Annotated in this window: 20 protein-coding genes; 3 read left to right on the plus strand and 17 right to left on the minus strand. The window is 59.8% G+C overall.

The window, feature by feature from the left end; all coding sequences use genetic code 11:
- Positions 1–29: 29 nt before the first annotated feature.
- Complete coding sequence (locus tag LC298_RS13885) at positions 30–896, plus strand: ATP-binding protein (RefSeq protein WP_131570477.1); 867 nt, start codon at positions 30–32, stop codon at positions 894–896.
- A 57-nt stretch (positions 897–953) separates the two neighbouring features.
- Here LC298_RS13885 and LC298_RS13890 read toward each other — a convergent pair whose 3' ends face one another.
- From LC298_RS13890 to LC298_RS13955, 14 genes are all read right to left on the minus strand, one after another.
- Positions 954–2,408, minus strand: coding sequence for a peptidoglycan DD-metalloendopeptidase family protein (locus LC298_RS13890; RefSeq protein ID WP_131570475.1), 1,455 nt, complete (start codon positions 2,406–2,408; stop codon positions 954–956).
- A 100-nt stretch (positions 2,409–2,508) separates the two neighbouring features.
- Positions 2,509–3,186, minus strand: coding sequence for a protein-L-isoaspartate(D-aspartate) O-methyltransferase (locus LC298_RS13895; protein ID WP_223385672.1), 678 nt, complete (start codon positions 3,184–3,186; stop codon positions 2,509–2,511).
- The gene (gene surE, locus LC298_RS13900) at positions 3,183–3,941 is read right to left on the minus strand and encodes a 5'/3'-nucleotidase SurE (RefSeq protein WP_131570473.1); all 759 of its coding nucleotides are present in this window, start codon (positions 3,939–3,941) and stop codon (positions 3,183–3,185) included. The genes LC298_RS13895 and surE overlap by 4 nt, the downstream gene beginning before the upstream one ends.
- A 10-nt stretch (positions 3,942–3,951) precedes the next feature.
- Complete coding sequence (serS, locus tag LC298_RS13905) at positions 3,952–5,229, minus strand: serine--tRNA ligase (RefSeq protein ID WP_131570471.1); 1,278 nt, start codon at positions 5,227–5,229, stop codon at positions 3,952–3,954.
- A gap of 93 nt (positions 5,230–5,322) precedes the next feature.
- Entirely contained in the window at positions 5,323–6,120 is a 798-nt protein-coding gene (gene tatC / locus LC298_RS13910; protein WP_131570661.1) for a twin-arginine translocase subunit TatC, read from the minus strand.
- Positions 6,121–6,143: 23 nt separating this feature from the next.
- On the minus strand, positions 6,144–6,854 hold the full coding sequence (gene tatB / locus LC298_RS13915; RefSeq protein WP_131570468.1) for a Sec-independent protein translocase protein TatB: 711 nt from the start codon (positions 6,852–6,854) through the stop codon (positions 6,144–6,146).
- A gap of 69 nt (positions 6,855–6,923) precedes the next feature.
- Entirely contained in the window at positions 6,924–7,154 is a 231-nt protein-coding gene (locus LC298_RS13920; RefSeq protein ID WP_131570466.1) for a twin-arginine translocase TatA/TatE family subunit, read from the minus strand.
- 38 nt (positions 7,155–7,192) lie between these two features.
- Positions 7,193–8,305 carry an ABC transporter ATP-binding protein gene (locus LC298_RS13925; protein ID WP_131570463.1) on the minus strand — a complete coding sequence of 371 codons (1,113 nt, stop codon included), beginning with the start codon at positions 8,303–8,305 and terminating at the stop codon, positions 7,193–7,195.
- Positions 8,306–8,358: 53 nt separating this feature from the next.
- A complete protein-coding gene (scpB, locus tag LC298_RS13930; protein WP_131570659.1) occupies positions 8,359–9,066 on the minus strand; it encodes an SMC-Scp complex subunit ScpB in 708 nt (235 codons plus the stop codon).
- Between the two features lie 71 nt (positions 9,067–9,137).
- On the minus strand, positions 9,138–9,926 hold the full coding sequence (locus LC298_RS13935; RefSeq protein WP_131570657.1) for a segregation and condensation protein A: 789 nt from the start codon (positions 9,924–9,926) through the stop codon (positions 9,138–9,140).
- A gap of 106 nt (positions 9,927–10,032) precedes the next feature.
- On the minus strand, positions 10,033–11,067 hold the full coding sequence (nagZ, locus tag LC298_RS13940; protein WP_131570461.1) for a beta-N-acetylhexosaminidase: 1,035 nt from the start codon (positions 11,065–11,067) through the stop codon (positions 10,033–10,035).
- A 77-nt stretch (positions 11,068–11,144) separates the two neighbouring features.
- Positions 11,145–13,589, minus strand: a complete 2,445-nt coding sequence (locus LC298_RS13945; protein WP_131570459.1) for an SPOR domain-containing protein — start codon at positions 13,587–13,589, stop codon at positions 11,145–11,147.
- Between the two features lie 88 nt (positions 13,590–13,677).
- Positions 13,678–15,426 carry an arginine--tRNA ligase gene (argS, locus tag LC298_RS13950; RefSeq protein WP_131570457.1) on the minus strand — a complete coding sequence of 583 codons (1,749 nt, stop codon included), beginning with the start codon at positions 15,424–15,426 and terminating at the stop codon, positions 13,678–13,680.
- Positions 15,427–15,476: 50 nt separating this feature from the next.
- Positions 15,477–16,679: a deoxyguanosinetriphosphate triphosphohydrolase gene (locus LC298_RS13955; protein ID WP_131570454.1), complete on the minus strand. Its 1,203-nt coding sequence runs from the start codon at positions 16,677–16,679 to the stop codon at positions 15,477–15,479.
- A gap of 133 nt (positions 16,680–16,812) precedes the next feature.
- Between LC298_RS13955 and erpA the strand changes: the two genes are divergently transcribed.
- Positions 16,813–17,145 carry an iron-sulfur cluster insertion protein ErpA gene (gene erpA / locus LC298_RS13960; RefSeq protein WP_199223329.1) on the plus strand — a complete coding sequence of 111 codons (333 nt, stop codon included), beginning with the start codon at positions 16,813–16,815 and terminating at the stop codon, positions 17,143–17,145.
- Positions 17,146–17,306: 161 nt separating this feature from the next.
- The gene (gene xth / locus LC298_RS13965; protein WP_131570450.1) at positions 17,307–18,089 is read left to right on the plus strand and encodes an exodeoxyribonuclease III; all 783 of its coding nucleotides are present in this window, start codon (positions 17,307–17,309) and stop codon (positions 18,087–18,089) included.
- Between the two features lie 334 nt (positions 18,090–18,423).
- Here the strand turns inward: xth and LC298_RS13970 are convergent, their stop codons facing one another.
- The 3 genes from LC298_RS13970 to LC298_RS13980 all read right to left on the minus strand — a co-directional run bounded on the left by LC298_RS13970 (position 18,424) and on the right by LC298_RS13980 (position 22,435).
- Positions 18,424–19,194: a tetratricopeptide repeat protein gene (locus LC298_RS13970; RefSeq protein WP_131570448.1), complete on the minus strand. Its 771-nt coding sequence runs from the start codon at positions 19,192–19,194 to the stop codon at positions 18,424–18,426.
- 43 nt (positions 19,195–19,237) lie between these two features.
- Positions 19,238–20,962: a dihydroxy-acid dehydratase gene (ilvD, locus tag LC298_RS13975; protein ID WP_131570445.1), complete on the minus strand. Its 1,725-nt coding sequence runs from the start codon at positions 20,960–20,962 to the stop codon at positions 19,238–19,240.
- 264 nt (positions 20,963–21,226) lie between these two features.
- Complete coding sequence (locus LC298_RS13980) at positions 21,227–22,435, minus strand: long-chain fatty acid transporter (protein WP_131570443.1); 1,209 nt, start codon at positions 22,433–22,435, stop codon at positions 21,227–21,229.
- Between the last annotated feature and the right edge of the window lie 57 nt (positions 22,436–22,492).

Below are 22,492 nucleotides of genomic sequence, written 5' to 3' on the forward strand. Positions count from 1 at the left end.
CCGCACGCGCGCCCGACGAACAGCCAGCCATGCCAGACCCACTCGAAATACTCAATGCCAAACTGGACCTGCTGATCGACACTCTCGGTCGACTCGGGCCTGCAACGCGACCGGAATCCGACCTCTCGGCGGCCGAGTGCTTCGTCTGGAACGCGGAGGCTGGCTTTGCCCAGCCAGTGCGGGAGGTGAACCGGGTAGACATCGGCCTGATCAAGGGCGTGGATCAGGTTCGCGATATCCTTCTGAAGAATACGCAGCGCTTCGCCGACGCCCTTCCCGCCAACAACGTTCTTCTCTGGGGCGCACGCGGCATGGGAAAATCGTCACTGGTGAAGGCGGTCCATGCCGAAATCTCAAAAACTACAAGTAACTCATTGAAACTTATAGAAATTCACCGGGAAGATATCCACGCCCTCCCCCAACTGATGCATGCTCTCCGAGCGTCCGAATTTCGCTTTATCGTATTTTGCGACGATCTCTCGTTCGACCACGACGACACGTCCTACAAATCCCTCAAGGCGGCGCTCGACGGAGGCGTCGAAGGCAGGCCGGAAAACGTTATCTTCTATGCCACTTCGAACCGCCGGCACCTGCTGCCACGTGACATGATTGAAAACGAGCGCTCGACGGCCATCAACCCATCTGAGGCGGTCGAGGAAAAGGTGTCATTGTCTGATCGTTTCGGGCTTTGGCTCGGATTCCACAAATGCAGCCAGGAGGAATATCTCGACATGGTGCGTGGATACGTCGCTTACTACGGCCTTGAAATCGGTGCCGACGAACTCGCGCAAGACTGCCTGGAATGGGCGACGACACGCGGGAGCCGCTCCGGCCGCGTGGCATGGCAGTACATCAATGATCTAGCCGGCCGTCTCGGCCAGCCGCTGCAAGGATAGTTATAACCACACCGCTAAGCGCTTGAGGGGTCACCGCCGAGCTGCAAGAGTCACTGTTTATTGCAGATACTTGACTGGATTAACGGGGGCGGAATTTTTGCGCACCTCAAAATGAAGCTGCGGCTTCTTGGCCGAACCCGACATGCCCGACGATGCAATCTGCTGCCCCCGGCGCACTGTGTCTCCGCGTTTTACGGCGAGTTCCGACACATGACCGTAAACCGTCACATATCCGTCGCTATGGCGCACAAGAACCGTCTTTCCCAATTCCTTCAGGCCGTCGCCGGAATAAATCACGACACCGTTCTCGGCAGCCTTTACCGCCGTTCCCGTCGGAACGGAAATATCGATCCCGTCGTTTGGCTTGCCGCCCTCGTTTGAGCCAAAAGCGCTAACAATGCGACCCTGCACCGGCCAGCGCATCGTTTTCACGCCCGTCGCGTCCGGGGCCCTCGCAGTCTCCTGCGTTTCAATCTTTTCTATCGAGCCGCCTCCATCACTCGTCTTTGCGGAGGTCGGCGGAGTGTAAGCGGCAACCTGCTTTGTTTCCGATTGAGCCGCCGCGGATTTGCTCGTGACGATCGGATCGAGGTTCTTGGCGGCAGCAACATTCATCGCTCCGCTATCGGACAGCCCCGGGATTGTCAGGCTCTGGCCGATACGCACGGTATCCGAGGAAAGTCCGTTGACGCGCTTGATTGCAGCCACGCTGGCGCCTGTCCGCCGCGAAATGGCCGAGAGGGTATCGCCGCCGACAACCGTGTACCGTCCGCCATCGGCTGAAACCCGCGCCCGCTCGGGCGCCGCTGCTGCCGAGGGCCTTGCCGGGATGGAGCCGAGAGAAGCTACCTGTGTATTCTCTTCCGCAACCCGCGGAGCGCTCGGCTTGGCGTCGCCACCCGCACGCGCAAATGTCGGGATGAGCACAGCCTGGCCTGCAGAAACGGATCGGGCATCGGCAATGCCGTTCGCGTCCATTATTGCCTTCGACGGAACGCCGTAACGCTTGGAAAGGGAATAGATCGTTTCGCCCTGGCGCAACGTGACCTGCGTGGCGTTTGCGGACGACCACCCACCGGTTCCCGTAGAAGGAGCTGAGGTCTGCTGCCGGGCCGAAACCGACCCGCGCGGCGAGGCGTTTCCGGTAGAAGCGACAGTAGCGCCGGTCGGAGCTCGAGGCGCGGGCATGGCGCCCTGCGCGGCGGTCAGGGGCGCGGCCGGTTGCGGTGCCGCTACTGCCGCACCGTCCGGACGGGGTAGAGCGGCCCTTTGCACGGGAGCTATACTTCCCGTAATCGATTGATCCAAACCCGGCTGGTAGTTCGGCGTGCCGTAGTTTTCAGTTGCCGCACTCGCGGCAACGACGGCGCGCTTCGGAACGGCCCCCGTGTAAAAACCATCCGAAAACCGGATCACGTCGGAACTGCAACCCGCAGAGATACCGCCGACCGAAAGAACCGTCGCTGTTTTCAGGATCTGCATCAGTTTGGATTTGGTGAAATTTCTACGCATCACGCCACTCACATCCGTTCCGGATCATGAGTTGATTAAAGCGCGTTAATGTTACCGGGCAGTTAAGCGATTGTTATGATGAGTGAGTCCAGGGCCGGATTCAAAGAAAGGCCGGCAGTCCGTGCTCGATCGGCTGAAAGCGCACTGCTCCGATATCCTCGCGCTCGAAGCGGCTGCCGACTTTCGTCATGCGGACGAGGTTCTGGGGCTGGTCGGCTGGCCCAAGCGGGCAGACCATCCTCCCTCCGGACACCAGTTGCTCGACGAAGGCGCGCGGCACGGTCTCGAATGCGGCCCAACACACGATTCGATCGAACGGTCCTTCGCTGCTTCCGGCGGCTCCATCGCAATGCTCGGAAACGATATTGCCGATTCCCAGATGACGCATCCGATGCATCGCCTCGCCGTGGAGGGTCTTGAACCGCTCGACGGTATAAACCCGCTTCACGAGTTTGGAGAGAACGCAGGCCGTGAACCCCGTTCCCGTGCCGATCTCGAGCACGCGCTGACCTGCATCCAGATCCAGTTCGTGAAGAATGCGCGCCTGCAGATCCAGTCCCTCGAGCGTCTCGCCACAGCCAATAGGGATCGTGCGTGAACCCATCGCTACATGATGAAACTGCGGTTCGACGAACTGACGCCGCGGAATGGCTTCGATCGAACTCATCAAGGACTTGTTGTCGATGCCTGCCGTGCGCATCCGCAGGAGGAACGCGGCAAACCCTTCCCGGTCGGCGTCCGACACCACTTTCGGTCCGGACGCGGCTCGTTCACTCACGCAAGCGCCTCCCTTAATCGCGATACCGCCTCATGCGCGGTAAGATCCAGTTTCAGCGGAGTTACGGAAATCATATTCCGTCGCAGAGCAGCGATATCGCTTGTATCAGGTGCCTCGACCGGGGAACGCCCGAAGCGTATCCAGAAATAAGGAAATCCGCGCCCGTCCGCACGCTCCTCCACCGAGAGGCCATGCAACAGCTTGCCCTGATGGGTGACCACAGTCCCCGCCACATCGTCGATTGGGCAGTTCGGAAAATTGACATTCAGGAACGTACCCGGCTCGAGCTCGATGCCCAGCAGGCGCTTCAACAGATCCGGCGCGTGGGTTTCCGCCACTTCCCATGGAATGAGCCGACGCTGGTCCTGGAAGCTGTAGGCCTGTGAAACGGCAATCGAGCGGATGCCGAGCAGCGTGCCCTCCATCGCTCCGGCCACCGTACCCGAATAGGTGACATCATCGGCGATATTGGCACCGGAGTTGACGCCGGAAAGCACCAGGTCCGGCTTGTCCCCCATTACGTGCGTCACGGCCATGATGACGCAGTCGGTGGGAGTGCCGCGCAGCGCGAAACGCTTCTCGGATATCTTGCGCAGGCGCAGCGGGTCGTTGATCGTCAGCGAATGCGCCAGTCCGCTCTGGTCGGTCTCCGGGGCAACCACCCAGACATCGTCCGAAAGCGTGGCCGCGATGCGCTCCAGTACCGCAAGTCCTTCCGCGTGAATGCCGTCATCATTGGTGATCAGTATTCGCATGCGGTGTCCCTCATTCCCCGATAACGTCGATACCGCCCATATACGGCTTCAGCGCATCGGGGACGCGGATCGTTCCGTCTGCGTTCTGGTAGTTCTCCATGACGGCAATCAGTGCGCGACCGAGTGCGACGCCGGAGCCGTTCAATGTGTGCACGAAGCGCGTATCCCTGTCGCTGTCCGGCCGATAGCGGGCATTCATGCGCCGCGACTGGAAATCCCCGCATACCGAGCAGGATGATATCTCGCGATACGCATTCTGACCCGGCAGCCACACCTCGATGTCGTAGGTCTTGCGCGCGCCGAAGCCCATGTCGCCTGTACACAGCACCATGGTGCGGAAGTGCAGCCCGAGCTTTTCAAGCACTTTTTCGGCACATTCCGTCATTCGCTCGTGTTCATCGAGACTGGAATCCGCGTCGGTGATCGAAACGAGCTCGACCTTGTAGAACTGGTGTTGGCGCAAATAGCCGCGGGTGTCGCGTCCCGCTGAACCGGCTTCCGAGCGGAAGCACGCGGTCAGGGCGGTCATGCGTATCGGTAATGCATCCTGGGCAAGAATATCGTCGGCGACCGTGTAGGTGAGCGGAACCTCCGCCGTCGGAATGAGCCAGCGTCCATCGGTAGTGCGGAACAGGTCATCGGCGAATTTCGGCAATTTGTCAGTCCCGTAGGCGGCCTCATCGCGCACCAGCAACGGCGGCTGGACTTCCGTGTAGCCGTGCTCGCCCGTGTGCAGATCGAGCATGAACTGGCCGAGCGCACGCTCCAGACGCGCGATCTGGCCGCGAAGCACGGTGAACCGCGAGCCGGATATTTTCGCCCCGGTCTCGAAATCCATACCGCCCAGCGCCTCGCCGAGCTCGAAATGCTCCTTCGGCTGGAAATCGAACGCAGGCTTCTCGCCGCCTCGGCGCACCTCGACATTGTCATTCTCATCAGCGCCGACCGGGACGTCGTCGAGAGGAATGTTAGGCAAGCGCGCCAAGGAGTCGTTCAGTTTTTCGCTCAGCTCTCGCTCGGTGGCTTCACCCGTCTGAATGAACGACTTGATTTCCGCTACTTCCGCTTTCAGCGCTTCGGCCTTGGCGGGGTCGTTGGCAGCCATCGCGGCGCCGATTTCCTTGGACGCTGAATTGCGTCGCGTCTGGGCTTCCTGCAGCTTGGCGATATGAGTGCGGCGGGCTTCGTCGAGGGCGATCAGCCTGGCGCTTTCAGCCTCCGCCCCCCGCGACCGCAGCGCCTCGTCGAGTTTTTCCGGATTGTCTCGTATCCAGCGGATGTCGAGCATGGCTCAAGTCCTGTCGAAAAAGAATTCTGGGAAATGGCAGGTGCATCGCCCGAAAGAAGGCGATGGTCAAGGGCGGCGCCTACTGCAACGTACTCAGGATGATTCAGATACGGCAGCGGCCTCGGCTTCGCGCTCAAGTCGTTTTCGTTCGACATAGCGCGCCGCCAGGATCGAGAGTTCGTAGAGCAGGATCGTCGGAACGGCGAGACCGAGTTGGGTCAACGGGTCGGGAGGCGTCAGGATGGCCGCCGCAATGAAGGCGATCACGATCGCGTATTTGCGCTTGTTCGCAAGCCCCTCGGTGGTGACAAGGCCTGCCCGCGCCAGGAGCGTGATCGCAACCGGCAACTGGAATACGAGACCGAAAGCGAAGATCAGCGTCATGATCAGGCTGAGGTATTCCGAGACCTTAGGCAGGTGCTGAATCGACGCCATTCCCTCGCCGCCGGTCTGTTCCATCGACAGGAAGAACCACATCGCCATGGGGATAATGAGGAAGTATACCAGCGCGGAACCCAGCAGAAAAAGGATTGGGGTCGCAATCAGATACGGGAAAAAGGCACTGCGTTCGTTTCGATAGAGGCCCGGCGCCACGAACCGGTAGATCTGGGATGCGATCACCGGAAATGCGAGAACCAATCCACCGAACGCGGCAATCTTGATCTTGGTGAAGAAAAACTCCTGCGGTGCGGTGTAGATGAACCGCACCTGGTCGTTGGAAAGTTCTAGCCAGTCAACAGCCCACTGAAACGGCACCACCAGCAGATTGAATATCTCCGTCGCGAATGTGTAGGAGATCACGAAAGCGATAAAAAAAGCCCCGACGCACCACATCAGGCGGGTGCGCAACTCGATCAGATGCGACATCAACGGCGCAGCCGTGGCCTCCATCTCGTCGTCTTCGGTCGCAGCGCTCAAGTCTTTTCTCCGGTGTCCGCGCCCTTGGGCCTGGCAGCACCGCGCGCACTACCCGTGGCCTTGGCCGCCGTTTTGGACTTGGGAGAGGAACCCGTTCCGGTCGCCGGTTTCATCGACGATCTCACACTTGTTGCCTTGGTAGTGGCCGGTTTCGCCGCTCCATTACCCTTGGCTGGAGCCAAACTGCCGACTTTCTCTTTTGCGGATTTTGCCGGCGTCCGCGCTCTGGATCCGCTCGCCTTCCGCCCGCCTGCCCTGGACGCCGGCCTTTCGACCGGTTTTCCAGCCTGCTCCGACATTGTGGGTTTTTCCGGCTTTTTCTGCGCAGCACGCATCTTGTCGCCCGAATTTGCCAGGGAGCGGTCAGCGGCGCTCGTCGGCTTGTCACTCTTGTCGAGATCCCTGGTCGCGCGTTTGAGGTCCTCGTTCAGGTCTTCACCGACCTTGCCGAGCGGATTGAGCGCGCTCTTGATCTCGTTGCGCGGATCCAGACCCTTCATGTCACGAGCAAGACTCCGGACGTCGTCCAGTTCCGCCTCTTTCAGCGCTTCGTCGAACTGCTTGCGGAAGTCTCCCGCCATGCGCCGCATGCTGCTCGTCGCCTTGCCGAAGGTGCGAAGCATTTTCGGCAGGTCTTTCGGGCCAACCACAACGATCAGCACGATGGCAATGACCAGTAGTTCACTCCAGCCAAAATCCGGCAGCATATCGGGTGTCCATAATTCCTGCGAGCGCACAAGCCGTAAGGCCGGTGCGCGCAGGAAATCCTAGGCGTTTCAGCTCTTTTCGTTGGCGGCGGTTTTGGTGTCGACCGATTCCTCGGTTTTATGCTCAACCGTCTTGGGCGAATCGTCCTTGGCCTCGGCGGACTCGTCGGACAAGCCCTTTCGGAAGTTCTTGATGCCCTTGGCGACGTCGCCCATCAGTTCCGGAATTTTGCCGCGACCAAACAGCAGCAGCACGATGACCAGCACGATGACCCACTGCCACCAGCCTGTAATACCCATCTAAGACGTCTCCTCAAGCAAGCGTTGTCACCGGACACTTAGGCGCTTTCGTCGTCAGATTCAAACAGCATTATGTCCCGCTTCCGAACATTTATGACGACATCCTTTACACCCGGCGGAAGCTCGTCGGCGCGGATCCGTGCCCTCACCCGCTGGTCGGTTCCCGGTACCGCGAGAACCAGCGCTTCGGTCGACCCAAGGAACCGCCTGCTGACGATCCGGCCGGGGATGTGGCCGCTTGGCAAAACGTCACCATTGGCGCGCACATTGAGACCGACGGTCCGGATGGCAACCTTCAAGGAACTTCCGTCCGGGTAGCCGCGACAATCGAAAGCTCCGATCGGGGTTTCGGCCACGCCCTTGTGGCTGGTTGCGTCGAAAACGTTCAGCTCCGCGAAAAAACCGGCGACAAACAGGCTCTGCGGTCCGTGATATATTTCCTGGGCCGTCCCCGACTGGACAATTTCTCCGCGATTGAGCAGTGCGATGCGGTCTCCCATTCGCATCGCCTCCTCGGCGTCGTGGGTGACGACGATCGCCGTCGCTCTGGTTTCGCGGAGAATTGCCAGCGTTTCGGCACGCACGCTGTCCTTGAGACGGGTATCGAGCCCCGAGAAAGGCTCGTCCATCAGAATGACCGAGGGTCGGGGTGCGAGCGCGCGCGCCAAGGCAACGCGTTGCTGCTCACCGCCCGAAAGGACATGGGGAAAGCTTCGCGCATGGTGTTCCAGACCCACCCGGCGGATTGCCGCCATCGCTTCGCGGTGCGCGTCGGCCGGCTTCATGTCGTGCAGCCCGAAACGCACATTGTCCAGAATGGACATGTGCGGAAACAGCGCGAAATCCTGAAACATGAGTCCGACTGAGCGCTCCTCCGGGGGCAGGAACGTCGCCGGCCCGGCAATCAATTGACCGTTCATCGTAACCCGGCCGGAGGTCTGCGCCTCAAGGCCTGCGGCGAGCCGCAGCAACGAAGTCTTGCCGGATCCCGACGGACCGAGCAGACAAAGAATTTCGCCAGGGTTTGCGACCAGCGAAATCCCTTTCAGGGTGTGCACGGCCCCGTAATGGAGATGAATGTCCTCGAACGCCAGCTCGGCGGCAAAGGAAACACCGGTGCGCGGAAAAGAGGGGGTCTGGGCCTGAGCCATCGAGATCGAACAAAAGAACCATGGACGCGCGCCCGGAATGGACGCGCATCGTGTCAATCATCGCCGCCCTTGGGTGTCAACAGACCGAGTTCCTCGAGATCGATGTCAGTCAGCTCGTCTTCTTCTTCCGTCAGTTCGTCTGAATTGACACCCGGCATCGGCATGGAAAAGTTTGCCGGCATCCGCGACGATAGCAACCCGGCACCCTTCAACTCCTCCATTCCAGGCAGATCGCGAACTTCGCTCAGGCCGAAATGATCAAGAAATGAAGGTGTCGTACCGTAGGTGACCGGACGACCGGGGGTCTTGCGCCGCCCCCGCATCTTGATCCAACCGGTCTCCATCAGCACGTCGAGGGTTCCTTTGGATGTCTCCACGCCGCGAACCTCTTCCATCTCGGCGCGTGTAACCGGCTGGTGGTAAGCGATGATTGCCAGCACCTCCAGCGCCGCGCGAGACAATTTGCGCTGCTGGGTCTCCTCACGCTGCATCAGGAATCCGAGATCTCCGGCCGTTCGAAAAGCCCAGGAATTCTCGATACGGAAGAGGTTTACACCGCGCTTTTCGTAGAAAGACTGAAGCTCTATCATCAATTCATGCACGTCGACGCCGTCCGGCAACCGATCCGCAAGCGCCCTTTCAGTGACAGGCTCGGCAGAGGCGAAAACCAGCGCCTCGGCCATGCGCATCGCCTCTGCCTCCATAAGCTTCCGGGCCGGATTGTTGGCATCAATCGACACGACGTTTCCGTCATCGGCCATCGGCTCCGAAAAAATCCCGTCGTCTATCGCCTCGGTGCCCCGCCCGTCGCCCATGTCGTCCATGCTGTCGGTCATTGTTCAGTCTCCGTGGGGGGAACGTCCCGCATGTACAGTGGGGCGAACGGCGCGTCCTGGCGCATTTCGACCACCCGCTCACGCACCAGTTCGAGACTGGCGGCGAAAGCGCTGGCCACCACAGTGCGTCGCATCTCGGGACTAGCCACATACGCAATTATGTAGCTGTCCAGCGCAGTCCAGTCGCTCATCTCGCCGATCAAATTCCGCAGCATGTCCCGCGCTTCGGTCAGCGACCAGACTGCGCGCCTCGCGATCTCGACATGGTTGTCCGCTCCCCGCTGCCGCTGCTGCGCGTAGGCAGTCAGCAAATCATAAAGGGACGCGCGGAACTCGTTCGTTTTCTCGACGATGACGGTTTCCGGCATTCCGCGGGCGAAAACATCCCGGCCAAGCCGGTTCCGGTTCACGAGCCGCGCCGCAGCGTCACGCATGGCCTCAAGCCGTTTCAAGCGAAACTGCAGCAACGCGGCCATTTCCTCGCCGGACTGCTCCCCCTCGATCTCGGGTTCGGGAACAAGCAGCTTGGACTTCAAAAATGCCAACCATGCCGCCATCACCAGATAGTCTGCGGCAAGTTCGAGCCTGAGCGCGCGGGCCTTCTCTATAAAGGTGAGATATTGCCGCGCCAGTTCGAGAACCGATATCTGGGTTAGGTCGACCTTTTGGCTTCGCGCAAGGTGAAGCAGCAAATCGAGCGGACCTTCGAACCCCTCGACATCGACCACCAGCGCCGGCTCAACCGTGGCACGTTCGGTGTTTTCCTCTTCCCAGACAGCATCCATGGGTACGGGAGAACCCTTTGCCCCCTGTGCACCCGCCCTGTTTGTCTGGTTCGATATGACCACCTAGGCCGCTCCTAAAGATCGATAGGCCGTTAAATGCCGAAACTCACGCGGCCGCAGCCAAAAACCCGGCCAACTCGTTTCTCAGCTCCGCTATATAAGCGGCGTCGCCCAGATGGCCATCACTTGACCCAAGATGTCGTAGCGCTCGGGCTGCTCGGTTGGCCGCCTCACCCTCCAGAACCGGTGTTTTCGAGGCAACCGCCAGCATCTCCTCCATCATGCCGTTGCAATGTAGGACAACATCGCAGCCAGCGCCAAAGATGCTTCCGGTCCTGGCTGCGAAATCCCCAGAAAGTGCTTTCATGGAGACATCATCGCTCATCAGCAGGCCGTCAAATCCGATTTCTTCGCGGATAATATCCCGGACAACTGTCGGCGATGTCGTTGCAGGCTGCTCCGGGTCAATCGCCGAGAAAACGACGTGTGCGGTCATGGCCATTGGAATATCCTTCAGTCCCCGAAAGGGAGGGAAGTCGTGGCTGCGCAGATCGTCGAGCGGCGTATCGACGACCGGGAGAGCTAAATGGCTGTCGGAAAATGCCCGTCCATGACCGGGTATATGCTTGATCACCGGCAATACTCCACCCGCCATGAGCCCGCGAGCCGCTTCGCCGCCTAGCGTCGCTACCGTCTCCGGTTCATATCCGTAGGCACGATCCCCGATAACGTCGTGCGCTCCTTTGACGGGAACGTCGAGCACCGGAAGACAATCGGCGTTTATTCCGAGCGGCAAGAGATCTGCTGCGTGAAGGCGCGACATCACCCATGCCGCACGCCGGCCTGTTTCGGGATCGCGCTTGTAGAGTGCGCCGATCGAGGCACCGGATGGATAGGGTGGCGCAATCGGTTCGCGAATCCGCTGAACCCGGCCGCCCTCCTGATCGATGAATACGGGTGCGTCCTCACGACCCGTCAGATCGCGGAAACGCGCCGTCAGTGCACTGATCTCTTCTGGCAACCCGACATTGCGTGCAAAAAGGATCAGGCCCCAAGGTTTTTCCTCGCTGATAAACGCGACTTCATCCACCGTAAAACGGACGCCGGCACAGCCGATTATCATTGCTTTTGATTCGCTCATGTTCACACCGTAGCCTGATTGCCCTCAAACCAAAAAGGGCGGCCCATGGCCGCCCCCCGAGTTCGGTGCCCCGGATCTTATCTGGCCACGAAGCAACTGCCGCCGGCTTGCTTGAACCGCTCACAGAGTGCGACGGCGTCGCTACGGCTTGTCGCTGCGACGCGGACCCGGTGAAAAGTCCCACGACCCTCGATCTCAGCTTCCTGGATATTGATCGACCGCCCACCCAGAACGGTCGAATACCTCTGTTTCAGATTCGCAGCAGTCGACTGCGCGAGAGCTGCGCTCGGAAGCGATGCGATCTGCACCGAATACTCGCTGGCGTGCGACGCTGCAGCAGATTGCGCAAGCGGTGGGGGGGCCGCCTCAGGGCGTGTAGCAACCGCAACCTCCGTTGCGGGCTGGTTGACGATCGTGACGGGCTGCTCAGCAGGCCGCTCCGGAATCACTCGAGGAGCGTTGAACCGTCGCGGAGCTTGGGCCAGCGCTGGCTGCTCACCGAGCGGCTGTTCCTCGCCGGAGGCAATCAGCGCATCAGTTGAGGCGGCATCGCTCGTGACGGTCGGCGGTGTTTCCGCCAGCCCCGCCGGCGCGGTCGGCGTATTTTCGTCCGGGACCGCGCCCGCAATCTCCGGTTCCGCCGGTTCGGGTTCAATTACCTCCGATACCGCGGTTGAAAGAGCCGCAGACGCATCCTGCGGAGGCGTTTCAACCGCTTCGGCCTCCGGGACATCACTTTCTTTTACAAATTCGGATGCCTCCCCGGCCTGCGTGAGCGTCGGCGACGCTCCCAAGCTTGGTGACGGAGCTGCGGAGTCGGGAGCCTTCGCGACCAGTGTGCCGTCCGGTTTCACGACGACGGTGCGAACGCGCCGCGGCGCAAGCGCACCGGAATTGTCGCGCGCCGTGATCGTCTGGCCGTCATCCGCTTCAGGTGCCAGCCTGTCTTCAACCTTCACACCTTCGCTGAGGCCGGAGGGCAGGATCGCTGAACCGCCGTCGCTCAGGTCAATCGGCTCCTCCGAAGTCGACACCAGGGTTTCCTGCATCGGAGCCTCCGGCGCATTTCCGTCGACCTCGCCATAAACTGCCCGGTCCTGGTTCGGCACCTTTGCCCCTCCCGGATCGTCGGGCACTACCTTCACCGGATCAGGGTCGGCCTTGACCAAAACCGGTTCGCCCTGGCCACCGGTTCCGCCGCCGGAAAGACCGAACGCGCCGATCGTGCCAAGAATGGCGACGCCACCCACGATGGCGGCGATAACAAGCCCCCGCCGCGACCGCCCTTCGTCCCGAGAGCGTTCGCCCTCGCCTTGGCTTGCGGAAAATCCGGCATTTTCGTCCTTTTCCCCGGCTGCCAGGTCGTGCTGCGCGTACTCGAAATCGCGAGCGAGGTCATCCTCAAACGCGTTCATGTCGATGTCGAGATGTTGTGCGGCAGTTGCCGCTCCGGCCGGCGCAGCGAACGCCGCGCGGCGAAATTCATCGTGCTCTGCCTCGCCACCATCGTAATTGTCGAACCCCGCCAGGGCCGCGTCGAGTTCGCTCTCTATATCCTCCGCCTCCGTGCGAATTTTTTCTACAGAAGGAAGTTCGGGAAGATCGAGCGGTGCCATTGGTTCCACGCCGCCAATCGGCATCTCACTGGTCTCCAGTTTCGGAGCGTCATCGCGCCGATCAGGCGTGCCATCGAAACCGAAAGAGGCCGCTTCGGTTATTTCGGAATGTTGCGGATCAATTTCCGCAGCCGCCGTGTCGCCTTCGCTAATCGCCGCCTCATCTGACTCATCGAATGAAAGTTCCAGATCGCTCATCAGCGCGGTCTCGAACTCATCGAAAATCGCGAAATCATCCGCATCGGCTTCAACGTCATCATCATGGCCGCCATCGACAAGGTCGCGCTCCCAATTCGAAGCGTCGTATGAGGCAGGCTGCGGATCCTCGGGCTCGTCAAGTGAACGCCATTCGCCAGCGGCCCCTTCCGGGTCGGACACGGATTGCGGGATGTCGCTCGACACGTTGCCGGTCTCGCCCTCGACTTCGGCAGGTTCGCTCGTCCAGGCCTGCGCCACCGGCGTTTTTTCCCCGATACCGCCGAGCAGTGCGAGAAGTTCATCCTCAAGGACATCGGCAGAACCATCGGCACGTGATTGCGCTGAATCAGGATTACGCACTTCCAAGCCGTCACGCGAAAACGTCTCTGCCGAATGAACTGGCGCATCAGCTTCCGAGGCCACATCCCGGGCTTCCGCCTTACCGTCATCGGGCTCGTGGGGCTCGGCCGGTGCAAACGCGGAAATCTCCGCCCCACTGTCTAGATCGGAGCCGTCCCCTTCAAGCTCGCGGAGCAGAGCATCTTCCAGATCGATCTGAGCATCGCCAGCTTCGTGATCCGCAACTTGCTCGTCACTCTCCTCCGAAAAACCGATTATCTGGGAAAGCTCAAATAGAGGATCATCCCGGCGAATGTCCCCTGTATCGATATCGTCGACGTCCAATTTGCGATTGGTAGCGTCCGTCATGTCTGTACCCCGTACGCTTTACCCCCAGGGACCTCGGCCCCCAACGTGGCTCCATGCCAGCGTATTGTGGGTAAATGGTGACAGGGTACTACCGCATTTCAGCAGGAGAATCAGCCCCAACGATCGCAAGTCCGGACCGCAGCACGTTGAGAACACCCTGCACCAGACACAATCTGGCACGGGTCAAGTCTGTATCGTTAACCTTAACAAAGCGTAAGTCGGGATTGTCGGTCCCCTTGTTCCAATGAGCGTGAAACACGCTCGCGACATCGTAGAGATAAAACGCGATCCGATGCGGCTCATGCGACTGCGCTGCCGCCTCGACGACACGAGGATACTCCGCCAGTTTCCGAATGAGCGCGATTTCCGTCTCGTCTGTTAGCAGATGTATCTTTTCAGGGTCCGCTGACATCTCCTTGCCGAACTGCTCCGCCGCCTGGCGGAATATCGAATGACAGCGCGCGCTGGCATATTGGACGTAGAATACGGGGTTATCCTTAGACTGCTCCGTTACCTTGGCGAAATCGAAATCGAGCGGCTCGCTATTTTTGCGGTAGAGCATCATGAAGCGCACCGGGTCGCGCCCGACTTCATCAACGACATCACGCAAGGTTATGAACTGCCCCGACCGTTTGGACATCCTCACCGGTTCGCCGGCACGAAAAAGCTTTACCAACTGGCAGAGCAGCACCGCCAGCGTCACCCGCCCGCCGGAAACCGCGCGGGCCAGTGCTTCAAGCCGCTTGACGTAACCGCCATGATCCGCGCCAAGCACGTAGATCATCTCGTTGTAGCCGCGTTTGTACTTGTCGATGAAATACGCAACGTCCGCCGCGAAATAGGTATACGTACCGTCCGACTTGACAAGCGGACGATCGATATCATCTCCCACCGCCGTCGAACGGAAGAGCGTCTGCTCGCGATCTTCCCAGTCTTCCGGCAATTGCCCCTTCGGTGGCGGCAGAGTGCCCTTGTAGACATGTCCGTTGAGCGTCAGTTCGTTTATCGCCGTCCGAATCCGCCGCGCACCGTCTTCATGCAGCGAGCGCTCAGAGAAGAAGACATCATGATGAACGTTCAGCGCAGTGAGGTCTTCGCGGATCAGCGACATCATCGCTTCGATTGACCGGTCTCGCACGATGGCAAGCGCCTCGTCTTGCGGCATCTCGGAAAGCTCGGAGCCGAACTCCCTGGCAAGCGCCTCGCCGACCGGCACGAGGTATTCGCCAGGATAGAGCCCCTCGGGAATTGCGCCGATATCCTCCCCCAGTGCTTCGCGGTAGCGCAGCATCACCGATCGGGCAAGCACATCGATCTGAGCGCCCGCGTCGTTGATGTAATATTCCTTCACCACCTCATAGCCCGCGAAGGCAAGCAGATTGGCCAGGGCGTCGCCAACGACTGCGCCGCGGCAGTGGCCGACATGCATCGGACCCGTCGGATTGGCGGACACATATTCCACGTTGACGCTCTTCCCGTCACCCATCGCCGAACGGCCGAAATCGGCTCCAGCAGCCAGCATCCGAACCAGCAATTTGAACCAGAACCCGTCGGCGAGCCGCAGGTTGACGAATCCGGGCCCAGCCAGTTCGGCGGTTGAGACATCGTCGTCTTTGGCGAGGACGGCGGCTAGCCGTTCACCGAGTTCGCGCGGCGCGATACCAGTCTGCTTGGACAACACGAGCGCAGCATTGGTGGCAATATCGCCATGGGCTGGATCGCGGGGCGGTTCGATGCCAAGTTTGGAAAAATCGAGTTCACCGCCGTCCCGGGAACGTATCTCAAGCGCGTTGACGGCCTTGATGACCCGATGTCGGAACTCGGTGAAGATATTCATTGTGACTTTCCTGGATGGACGACAAACCGCTGCGGGTTCGGAGGCGGTGGCTACCGCAATTCCGGGGTGCGGTCAAACAAGCGCCGGTGCTCCGAGAGCGCGAATGTGTCCGTCATGCCCGCCAGATAGTCGGCTACATGGCGTTCAATCGACTCCACACGATGGCGCCGCAACTCTTCGCTCCAGACACCGCCCATTCGCTTGGGGTCTGCGCGAAAGACCTGGAACAAATCGCGCACTACCTGCTCCGCATCCGCACGCAGCCGCATAACCGAAGGATGACGGTACATGTTGGCGAACATGAACGCCTTCAACTCCCTTTCCAGCGCAGCCATATCAGGGGAAAAACTTCCAAGGGTCTCCCCAGCCGCATAGATGTCGATCACCGATTCTGGTCGAACGCGGTCAATGTTCTTCTGCGTTTGCCTGATCACGTCTTCCACCATCCGGGTCATCAGCCTGCGCGTCGTTTCGTGACCGCGTCGCGCGTCGTCCAGTTCCGGATAACGCCCGTCCACCTCATCGAGAATGTCGCGCGTGAGACGGACGTCGCGAAGCATTTCAAAGCTCAGCAAGCCGGCCCGCAGGCCGTCATCGATGTCGTGTGTATTGTAGGCAATATCATCGGAAATCGCAGCAAGCTGTGCCTCCAGGCCCGCGCGGCAAGCAATCTCCAGATCCTGCACTTCACAATAGCGCAAGACAGTATCTGGTACCGGTTCAGCAGGCGGTCCGTTGTGCTTGACCAGTCCCTCCAGCGTTTCCCATGTCAGATTGAGACCGTCGAAATCGGCGTAGCGGCGCTCTAGTTGTGTAACGACCCGCAGCGCCTGGGCATTGTGATCGAAGCCTCCATGCTCAGCCATGCAGGCGTCGAGCACATCCTCACCTGTGTGACCGAACGGCGTGTGACCGAAATCGTGGACCAGTGCAACCGCTTCCGCGAGGTCCTCGTCAAGCCGGAACGCGCGGGCAAGCGCGCGGGCAATCTGCGCAACTTCAATCGTGTGGGTGAGCCGGGTGCGGTAGTGATCCCCCTCGTGGCTGAAGAACACCTGTGTCTTGTGCTTCAGGCGTCGAAAGGCGGTTGAATGGACGATCCGGTCGCGGTCGCGCTGGAAATCAGTCCGCGTTCGGCTTGCAGGCTCGTCGACCACACGCCCCCTGCTTCGCGTTGGGAAGCTTGCAAAAATCGCACGCTGTCCGCCACCAAAACCGATATCCTCGAATCCCTCAATCGCCTCCGGGGTCATGACCGCTCCATATTGTTCTCGTTCCTCGACGATGTTGACGACGGGACCACCACTTCATACCTATTGCGCAGTAGTCTTCCATACCCTTGGAGACAAACAGATCGGAAACCCCATGACCGCCCACGCAACCGATATCGCCCCAAGGAACGTGACCGTCACCGACGCGTGCGCAGCGCGGGTGGCGAAGATCGTTGAAGGCGAGAGCGAGAACACCGTGCTTAGAATTTCCGTCGAAGGTGGTGGCTGTTCTGGTTTTTCCTACAAGTTCGATCTCGTTCCCGCTGCGGAAGACGATGATGTCGTACTTGAAAAAAACGGCGCAACCCTAGTCATTGACCCTATTTCGATGGTTTATCTCGCCGGATCCGAAATCGACTTTGTCGACGATCTTATCGGTCAGTCGTTCCAGATCAGAAACCCCAACGCCGTCGCGAGTTGCGGCTGCGGAACCAGTTTTTCAGTCTGAAAACTGAGGGTCGGGCAGCGCACCCCGCGCAAATTGGAAGCGATAGACTCGCTGGCCAGCTGAGCCCGGATTTGCTGGCGTCAAATTCCCGGCGTTGAAAACGTTTGCCGAACATGAAAGCTTCGCAAGCTGCACCCGCGAGCAAAGGAATCTGTCGGCACATGAAGATTGCGACTTGGAACATTAACGGCGTCAAAGCGCGCCTCGACACAGTGTTGAGCTGGCTTGAACAGAGCCAACCTGACATTACCTGCTTTCAGGAAATCAAGTCGGTCGACGAGAACTTCCCGCGAGAAGCATTCGAAGCGGCAGGATACCATTTGGAGACACACGGCCAGAAGGGATTCAACGGGGTAGCAATTCTCTCGAAGTTTCCGTTTGACGAAGTCAATTGCGGCCTTCCCGGCGACGACGACGATGAGCAGTCGCGTTTCATCGAGGGCGTATTTTCCACCGACCGTGGTGTACTGAGAATCGTTTCGCTCTACCTGCCGAATGGAAACCCTGTCGACAGCCCGAAGTTTCCGTACAAACTGTCCTGGTTGGAGCGCCTCCACGCGTGGGCGGAGGCGCGGCTGGAACTGGAAGAACCTCTGGTTCTCGCAGGCGACTACAATGTCATCCCCATGCCGAAGGATTGTCACGATCCGGCAGTATGGGAAGGCGATGCCCTTTTTCGCCCAGAATCGCGCCGGGCTTTCCGGCGTCTCGCGAATCTCGGCTTCACGGACGCTGTCCGCGCGGTGACCGACGAACACGGAGTATATACGTTCTGGGACTATCAGGCAGGCGCGTGGCAAAAGAACAACGGTATTCGCATCGACCATCTGCTCCTCTCACCAGAGGCAGCGCGACATCTCGAGGGTGCCGAGATCGAAAAATACGTGCGCGCCTGGGAGAAGCCGTCCGATCACGTACCTGTCGTCATCGATATCGCGGCTTAGGGGGCGCGGGACCAGCTAGGCGCGATTTCGCGATCGTGATATTCTTGGGTCGAGGAGGACGACCTGATGTCGAGAATCCGCTCGCTATTCGTGTCAGCCGCAATCGCACTTCTGTTGGCCGCGCCTCCAGGCATCGCTGGCGAAAATTGCACGTGTCGCGGCAACGGTGAGGACGTGGAGGAAGGCCGGGTTGTTTGCTTGCGCACCGCAAGCGGTGAAAAGCTTGCCCGCTGTGAGCGAGTGCTCAACAACACCTCCTGGAAAATTCTTCAGGAGGATTGTCCTGTTGCCGCCTCGCCCGCAAGTCGCGGAGCCCTCGGCATCTCCAGCTAGATCAGTTTGCAGCCTGAACCACGGACCGGCGGTCGGCCTCCGAAGCAAGCGCGAACGCTTCTTCCTGCAAGGTCCGGATCCAGTGAAGGTCAGCGCCCTGAGCCTTGAAGAGCGCACTGGTGAGAATCGCCAAACCCTGCTTCGTTCGCCCGGAATCGAACAGTGTCTTGCCCAGCATCGCTTCCGCTCCGACGTGGCCCTTCTGCGCCGCAAGCTTAAACCACCGAGCGGCCTGGAGGGCATCGGCTGCCCCACCTTCGCCCATAAGATACATCCGGCCGATCTCGAACTGCGCGTTGGGATCACCGAACTGGCTTGCAGACTGCAGGTAAAGTTGCCGGGCACGCAACGGGTCGGCGGTAATGGGTGAATTCGGAATCCCGCGCCTCAAATAACTTGCGAGGGAAAAGAGCGCACTGGAAACGAACGTCTCGTCACCCGTCCCGGGTACCGCGCCATCATTCACGAGGCCTTCGTAAAGCTGATAGGCCTGATAATCGTCTTCCCGCACCCCATCGCCCGATGCATACATCGTTGCGAGCTTCCAGCGGGCTCCCGCATGCCCCTGCTCCGCCGCATCCCGGTAAGCCTTCAATGCCTCGTCCTTGCGCCCGTTCTTGTAGGCGGAGAATCCGAACCGGAACCGGCTCCACGGACTGGAAGGCCCGGCGTCCGCAACCTCTTGCGCCAAGGCAGGCACAGGCGTCATCGCACCGACACCAATCCCAGCCACCGCAACGGCGGCCATTGGCGCGATAACGGCGCTCAGCATTCTGTTTTTCGACCGGCCAATGGTCATCTTCTCACTCGATACTCTATATGTCGGCGTAACAATGTTTCTCGGCCGCACCACCCGGATGGGTCAGTGCGCCCTTTCTCGCGTCGCCAACAGTCTGGGCGTATTTCCAAAGCACGCCGGATGTGTAGTCCGTTTCGCGCGGCTTCCATTCCGTGCGGCGCGCAGCAAGCTCGTCGTCGGTCAGATCGACTTCGATCGCTCCCTTCACCGCGTCGATCGAGATGATATCGCCATCACGAAGGAGCCCGATCGGACCGCCGACTGCGGCCTCGGGGCCCACATGACCGATACAGAAACCGCGTGTCGCACCGGAAAAACGGCCGTCGGTTATGAGCGCCACCTTGTCGCCCATGCCCTGCCCGTAGATGGCTGCGGTCGTCGCCAACATCTCACGCATTCCCGGTCCACCCTTGGGACCCTCGTAACGGATAACCAGCACCTCACCTTCCTTGTAGGAGCGATTGCTGACCGCCTCGAAGCATTCCTCCTCGGAGTCGAAACAGCGGGCGGGTCCCGAAAATGTCTGACTCTTCATTCCCGCAACCTTCACGATCGCACCGTCGGGAGCGAGATTGCCCTTCAGTCCCACCACACCACCCGTTTTGGTGATCGGCTTGTCAGCCGGACGGACCACATCCTGCTCCGCATTCCAGGCAACGTGCTCCATGTTTTCGGCTAAAGTACGGCCCGTCGCTGTAATGCAGTCACCGTGAAGATAGCCGTGATCGAGAAGTGTCTTCATCAGCAAGGGAATGCCGCCGGCCTCGAACATGTCCTTGGCAACATATTTTCCGCCGGGCTTGAGATCAGCGATGTAGGGCGTCTTCTTGAAGATTTCCGCCACGTCGAAAAGATCGAACTCTATGCCGCATTCGTGGGCGATCGCCGGAAGGTGCAGGGCGGCGTTGGTCGACCCCCCCGAGGCCGCGACAACGGAAGCGGCGTTTTCGAGAGCCTTACGGGTTACGACGTCGCGCGGACGAATGTTCCGGGCAATCAGTTCCATCACCTTCTCGCCCGACGCGAAGGAAAACCGGTCGCGCATTTCGTAGGGTGCGGGCGCCCCGCAAGAATAGGGAAGCGCCAGACCTATAGCTTCCGCCACCGTCGCCATCGTATTGGCGGTAAATTGCGCCCCGCACGATCCGGCCGAGGGGCAGGCAACCTGCTCGATCTCCGCGAGATCCTCGTCGGACATGTCGCCAACCGAATGCTGTCCGACGGCCTCGAAAACGTCCTGCACCGTAATCTGGCGCCCGCGGAAGCTGCCCGGAAGGATCGACCCCCCGTAGATGAATACCGAGGGAACGTTGAGGCGCACCATTGCCATCATCATTCCCGGCAGGGATTTGTCGCACCCGGCAAGGCCCACCAGCGCATCGTAGCAGTGGCCTCGCATGGTTAGTTCCACGGAGTCGGCAATCACGTCGCGCGAGACAAGGGACGACTTCATTCCCTGATGACCCATGGCGATCCCGTCGGTCACGGTGATCGTGCAGAACTCGCGCGGCGTTCCATTGGCGGCGGCGACGCCTTTCTTGACGACTTGCGCCTGACGCATGAGCGAAATATTGCATGGCGCGGCCTCGTTCCAACAGGAGGCAACCCCGACAAGCGGCTGATTGATCTCCTCAGTCGAAAGACCCATCGCGTAAAGATAAGAGCGGTGCGGCGCTCGCGCGGGACCGACAGTCGTATGGCGGCTGGGCAAATTGGCTTTGGAAATAACTTTGGCGTCCATCAATTCAATCCTGGCCCGCAGGCGCGGTACTTTCGTTGGGTACGAGCGCACCTTCACGGGAAAAGTGCGGATGCGCCCGCTTTGTGGCGGCACGGGGGCATTATATGCCGGAAGCTTTCTAGGGTATTTCTTCGCCGAAATGTGTTGCCAATTCGTCACAAATTCCGCGATTTCACGAAACTTGTCGCAGCGCAACCGACGGATATGACAAAAAAAACCCCGCCGGAATGCAGCGGGGCCTAAAGGGAAATTATGCCGATAGTCTTACCAATTGACCTTGAAGTTTGCCCCTACTGCGTATGACCAGTCTCCGTCGACCGAATAAGCAAACGTGTTCCCCGTTCCCGGTGTCAGCGGCGTGGGGTCGGCTGCAACAGAGCCGGCTGCCAAGTAGCTGATCGCCCCACCCAGCCTCAACTCCGTTCCTCGTTCGCCCTTCAGTGACACGCCGCTAGCCACTGTCCACGTATCGGTATGTACATCCTCGGTCGTTGAAACGCCTTTGTCCCAAGTCAAGCTGACCGAACCGGCGACCATCTCGTTGAACTGCCGCGCGAGACCGCCACTGACGGTCCATCCATCTTGCCAGAAATACTCCAAGACTCGAGCTCCCCCAATGGGAGCTGGGCCAACGATCGTGTAGTTTAGCGTTTGGAGCACTGACCAATCAGTCCACTTCACCGAAGCAAAGGCAAGCGTTCCCGCAGCGATGCCAGTCTGGAACTTTGCCTCAATCGACTGCGGAAGGGTACCGTTACCGAAGGTAGGAAACACACCGGCTACCGTAGTAAATGACCCTTGCGAGGTGTTGGGTGTGTGGTCAACTGCCGACCGGTATATGACTTGCCCGCGCAAAGCGATTTCGGGAATTTCGTAAGCCGCACCAATGCGGTACCCGAGCCGATACTCATCATTGAACGCTAACGTCGCCCGAGATCCCGCAAGAGGTGTCAAAGGGGCAAATTCGACGGTCTGGGCGTATTTGAAATCCTGCGCAAAAACACCACCAATGAGCCAAACTCGCCCCTTCCCAGCTTGGAAATTGGCACCGCAGGTCAACCCAAATTCATTCGACGTGAAACCTTCGCTGACCGTTCCGGTTCCGTCTGCGTATCCGGCCGTAATCGCCTGCGTGCCGTAGGTTGCGCCGGCTCCAAACGACTCTGTATACGTTCCGGCACAAGAGCCGCGCTCCGACAACTGCAATTTGAATGCAGCTGACGGCACCACGTAGCTGTCGCTAAAATTGCCATCGGTACCGCTTACCGTTCCACCCAAGAGCGGGGATGTAATAGTATCATATCCCCGACGAGGCGAAACGATCACAGCGCCCGCACGCATCGAAAAATTCCCCTCTTCGAACAAAATATCGGTATCTGCGGTGCCGCGGTTAAAGCCGCCGGCCTGCCCGGCGCTTGCCGTTGCTGTCGCGCAGGCAAGCGCTATCGCGATCTTCTTAAAAGTGTTTGGCATTCCCGTCCTCCGCCAGTCGTCGGCACGTTCATGCGGGAAACGAGGCTCGGATTTCAA

The sequence above is a fragment of the Oricola cellulosilytica genome (assembly GCF_019966575.1).
GTDB lineage: Bacteria > Pseudomonadota > Alphaproteobacteria > Rhizobiales > Rhizobiaceae > Oricola > Oricola cellulosilytica.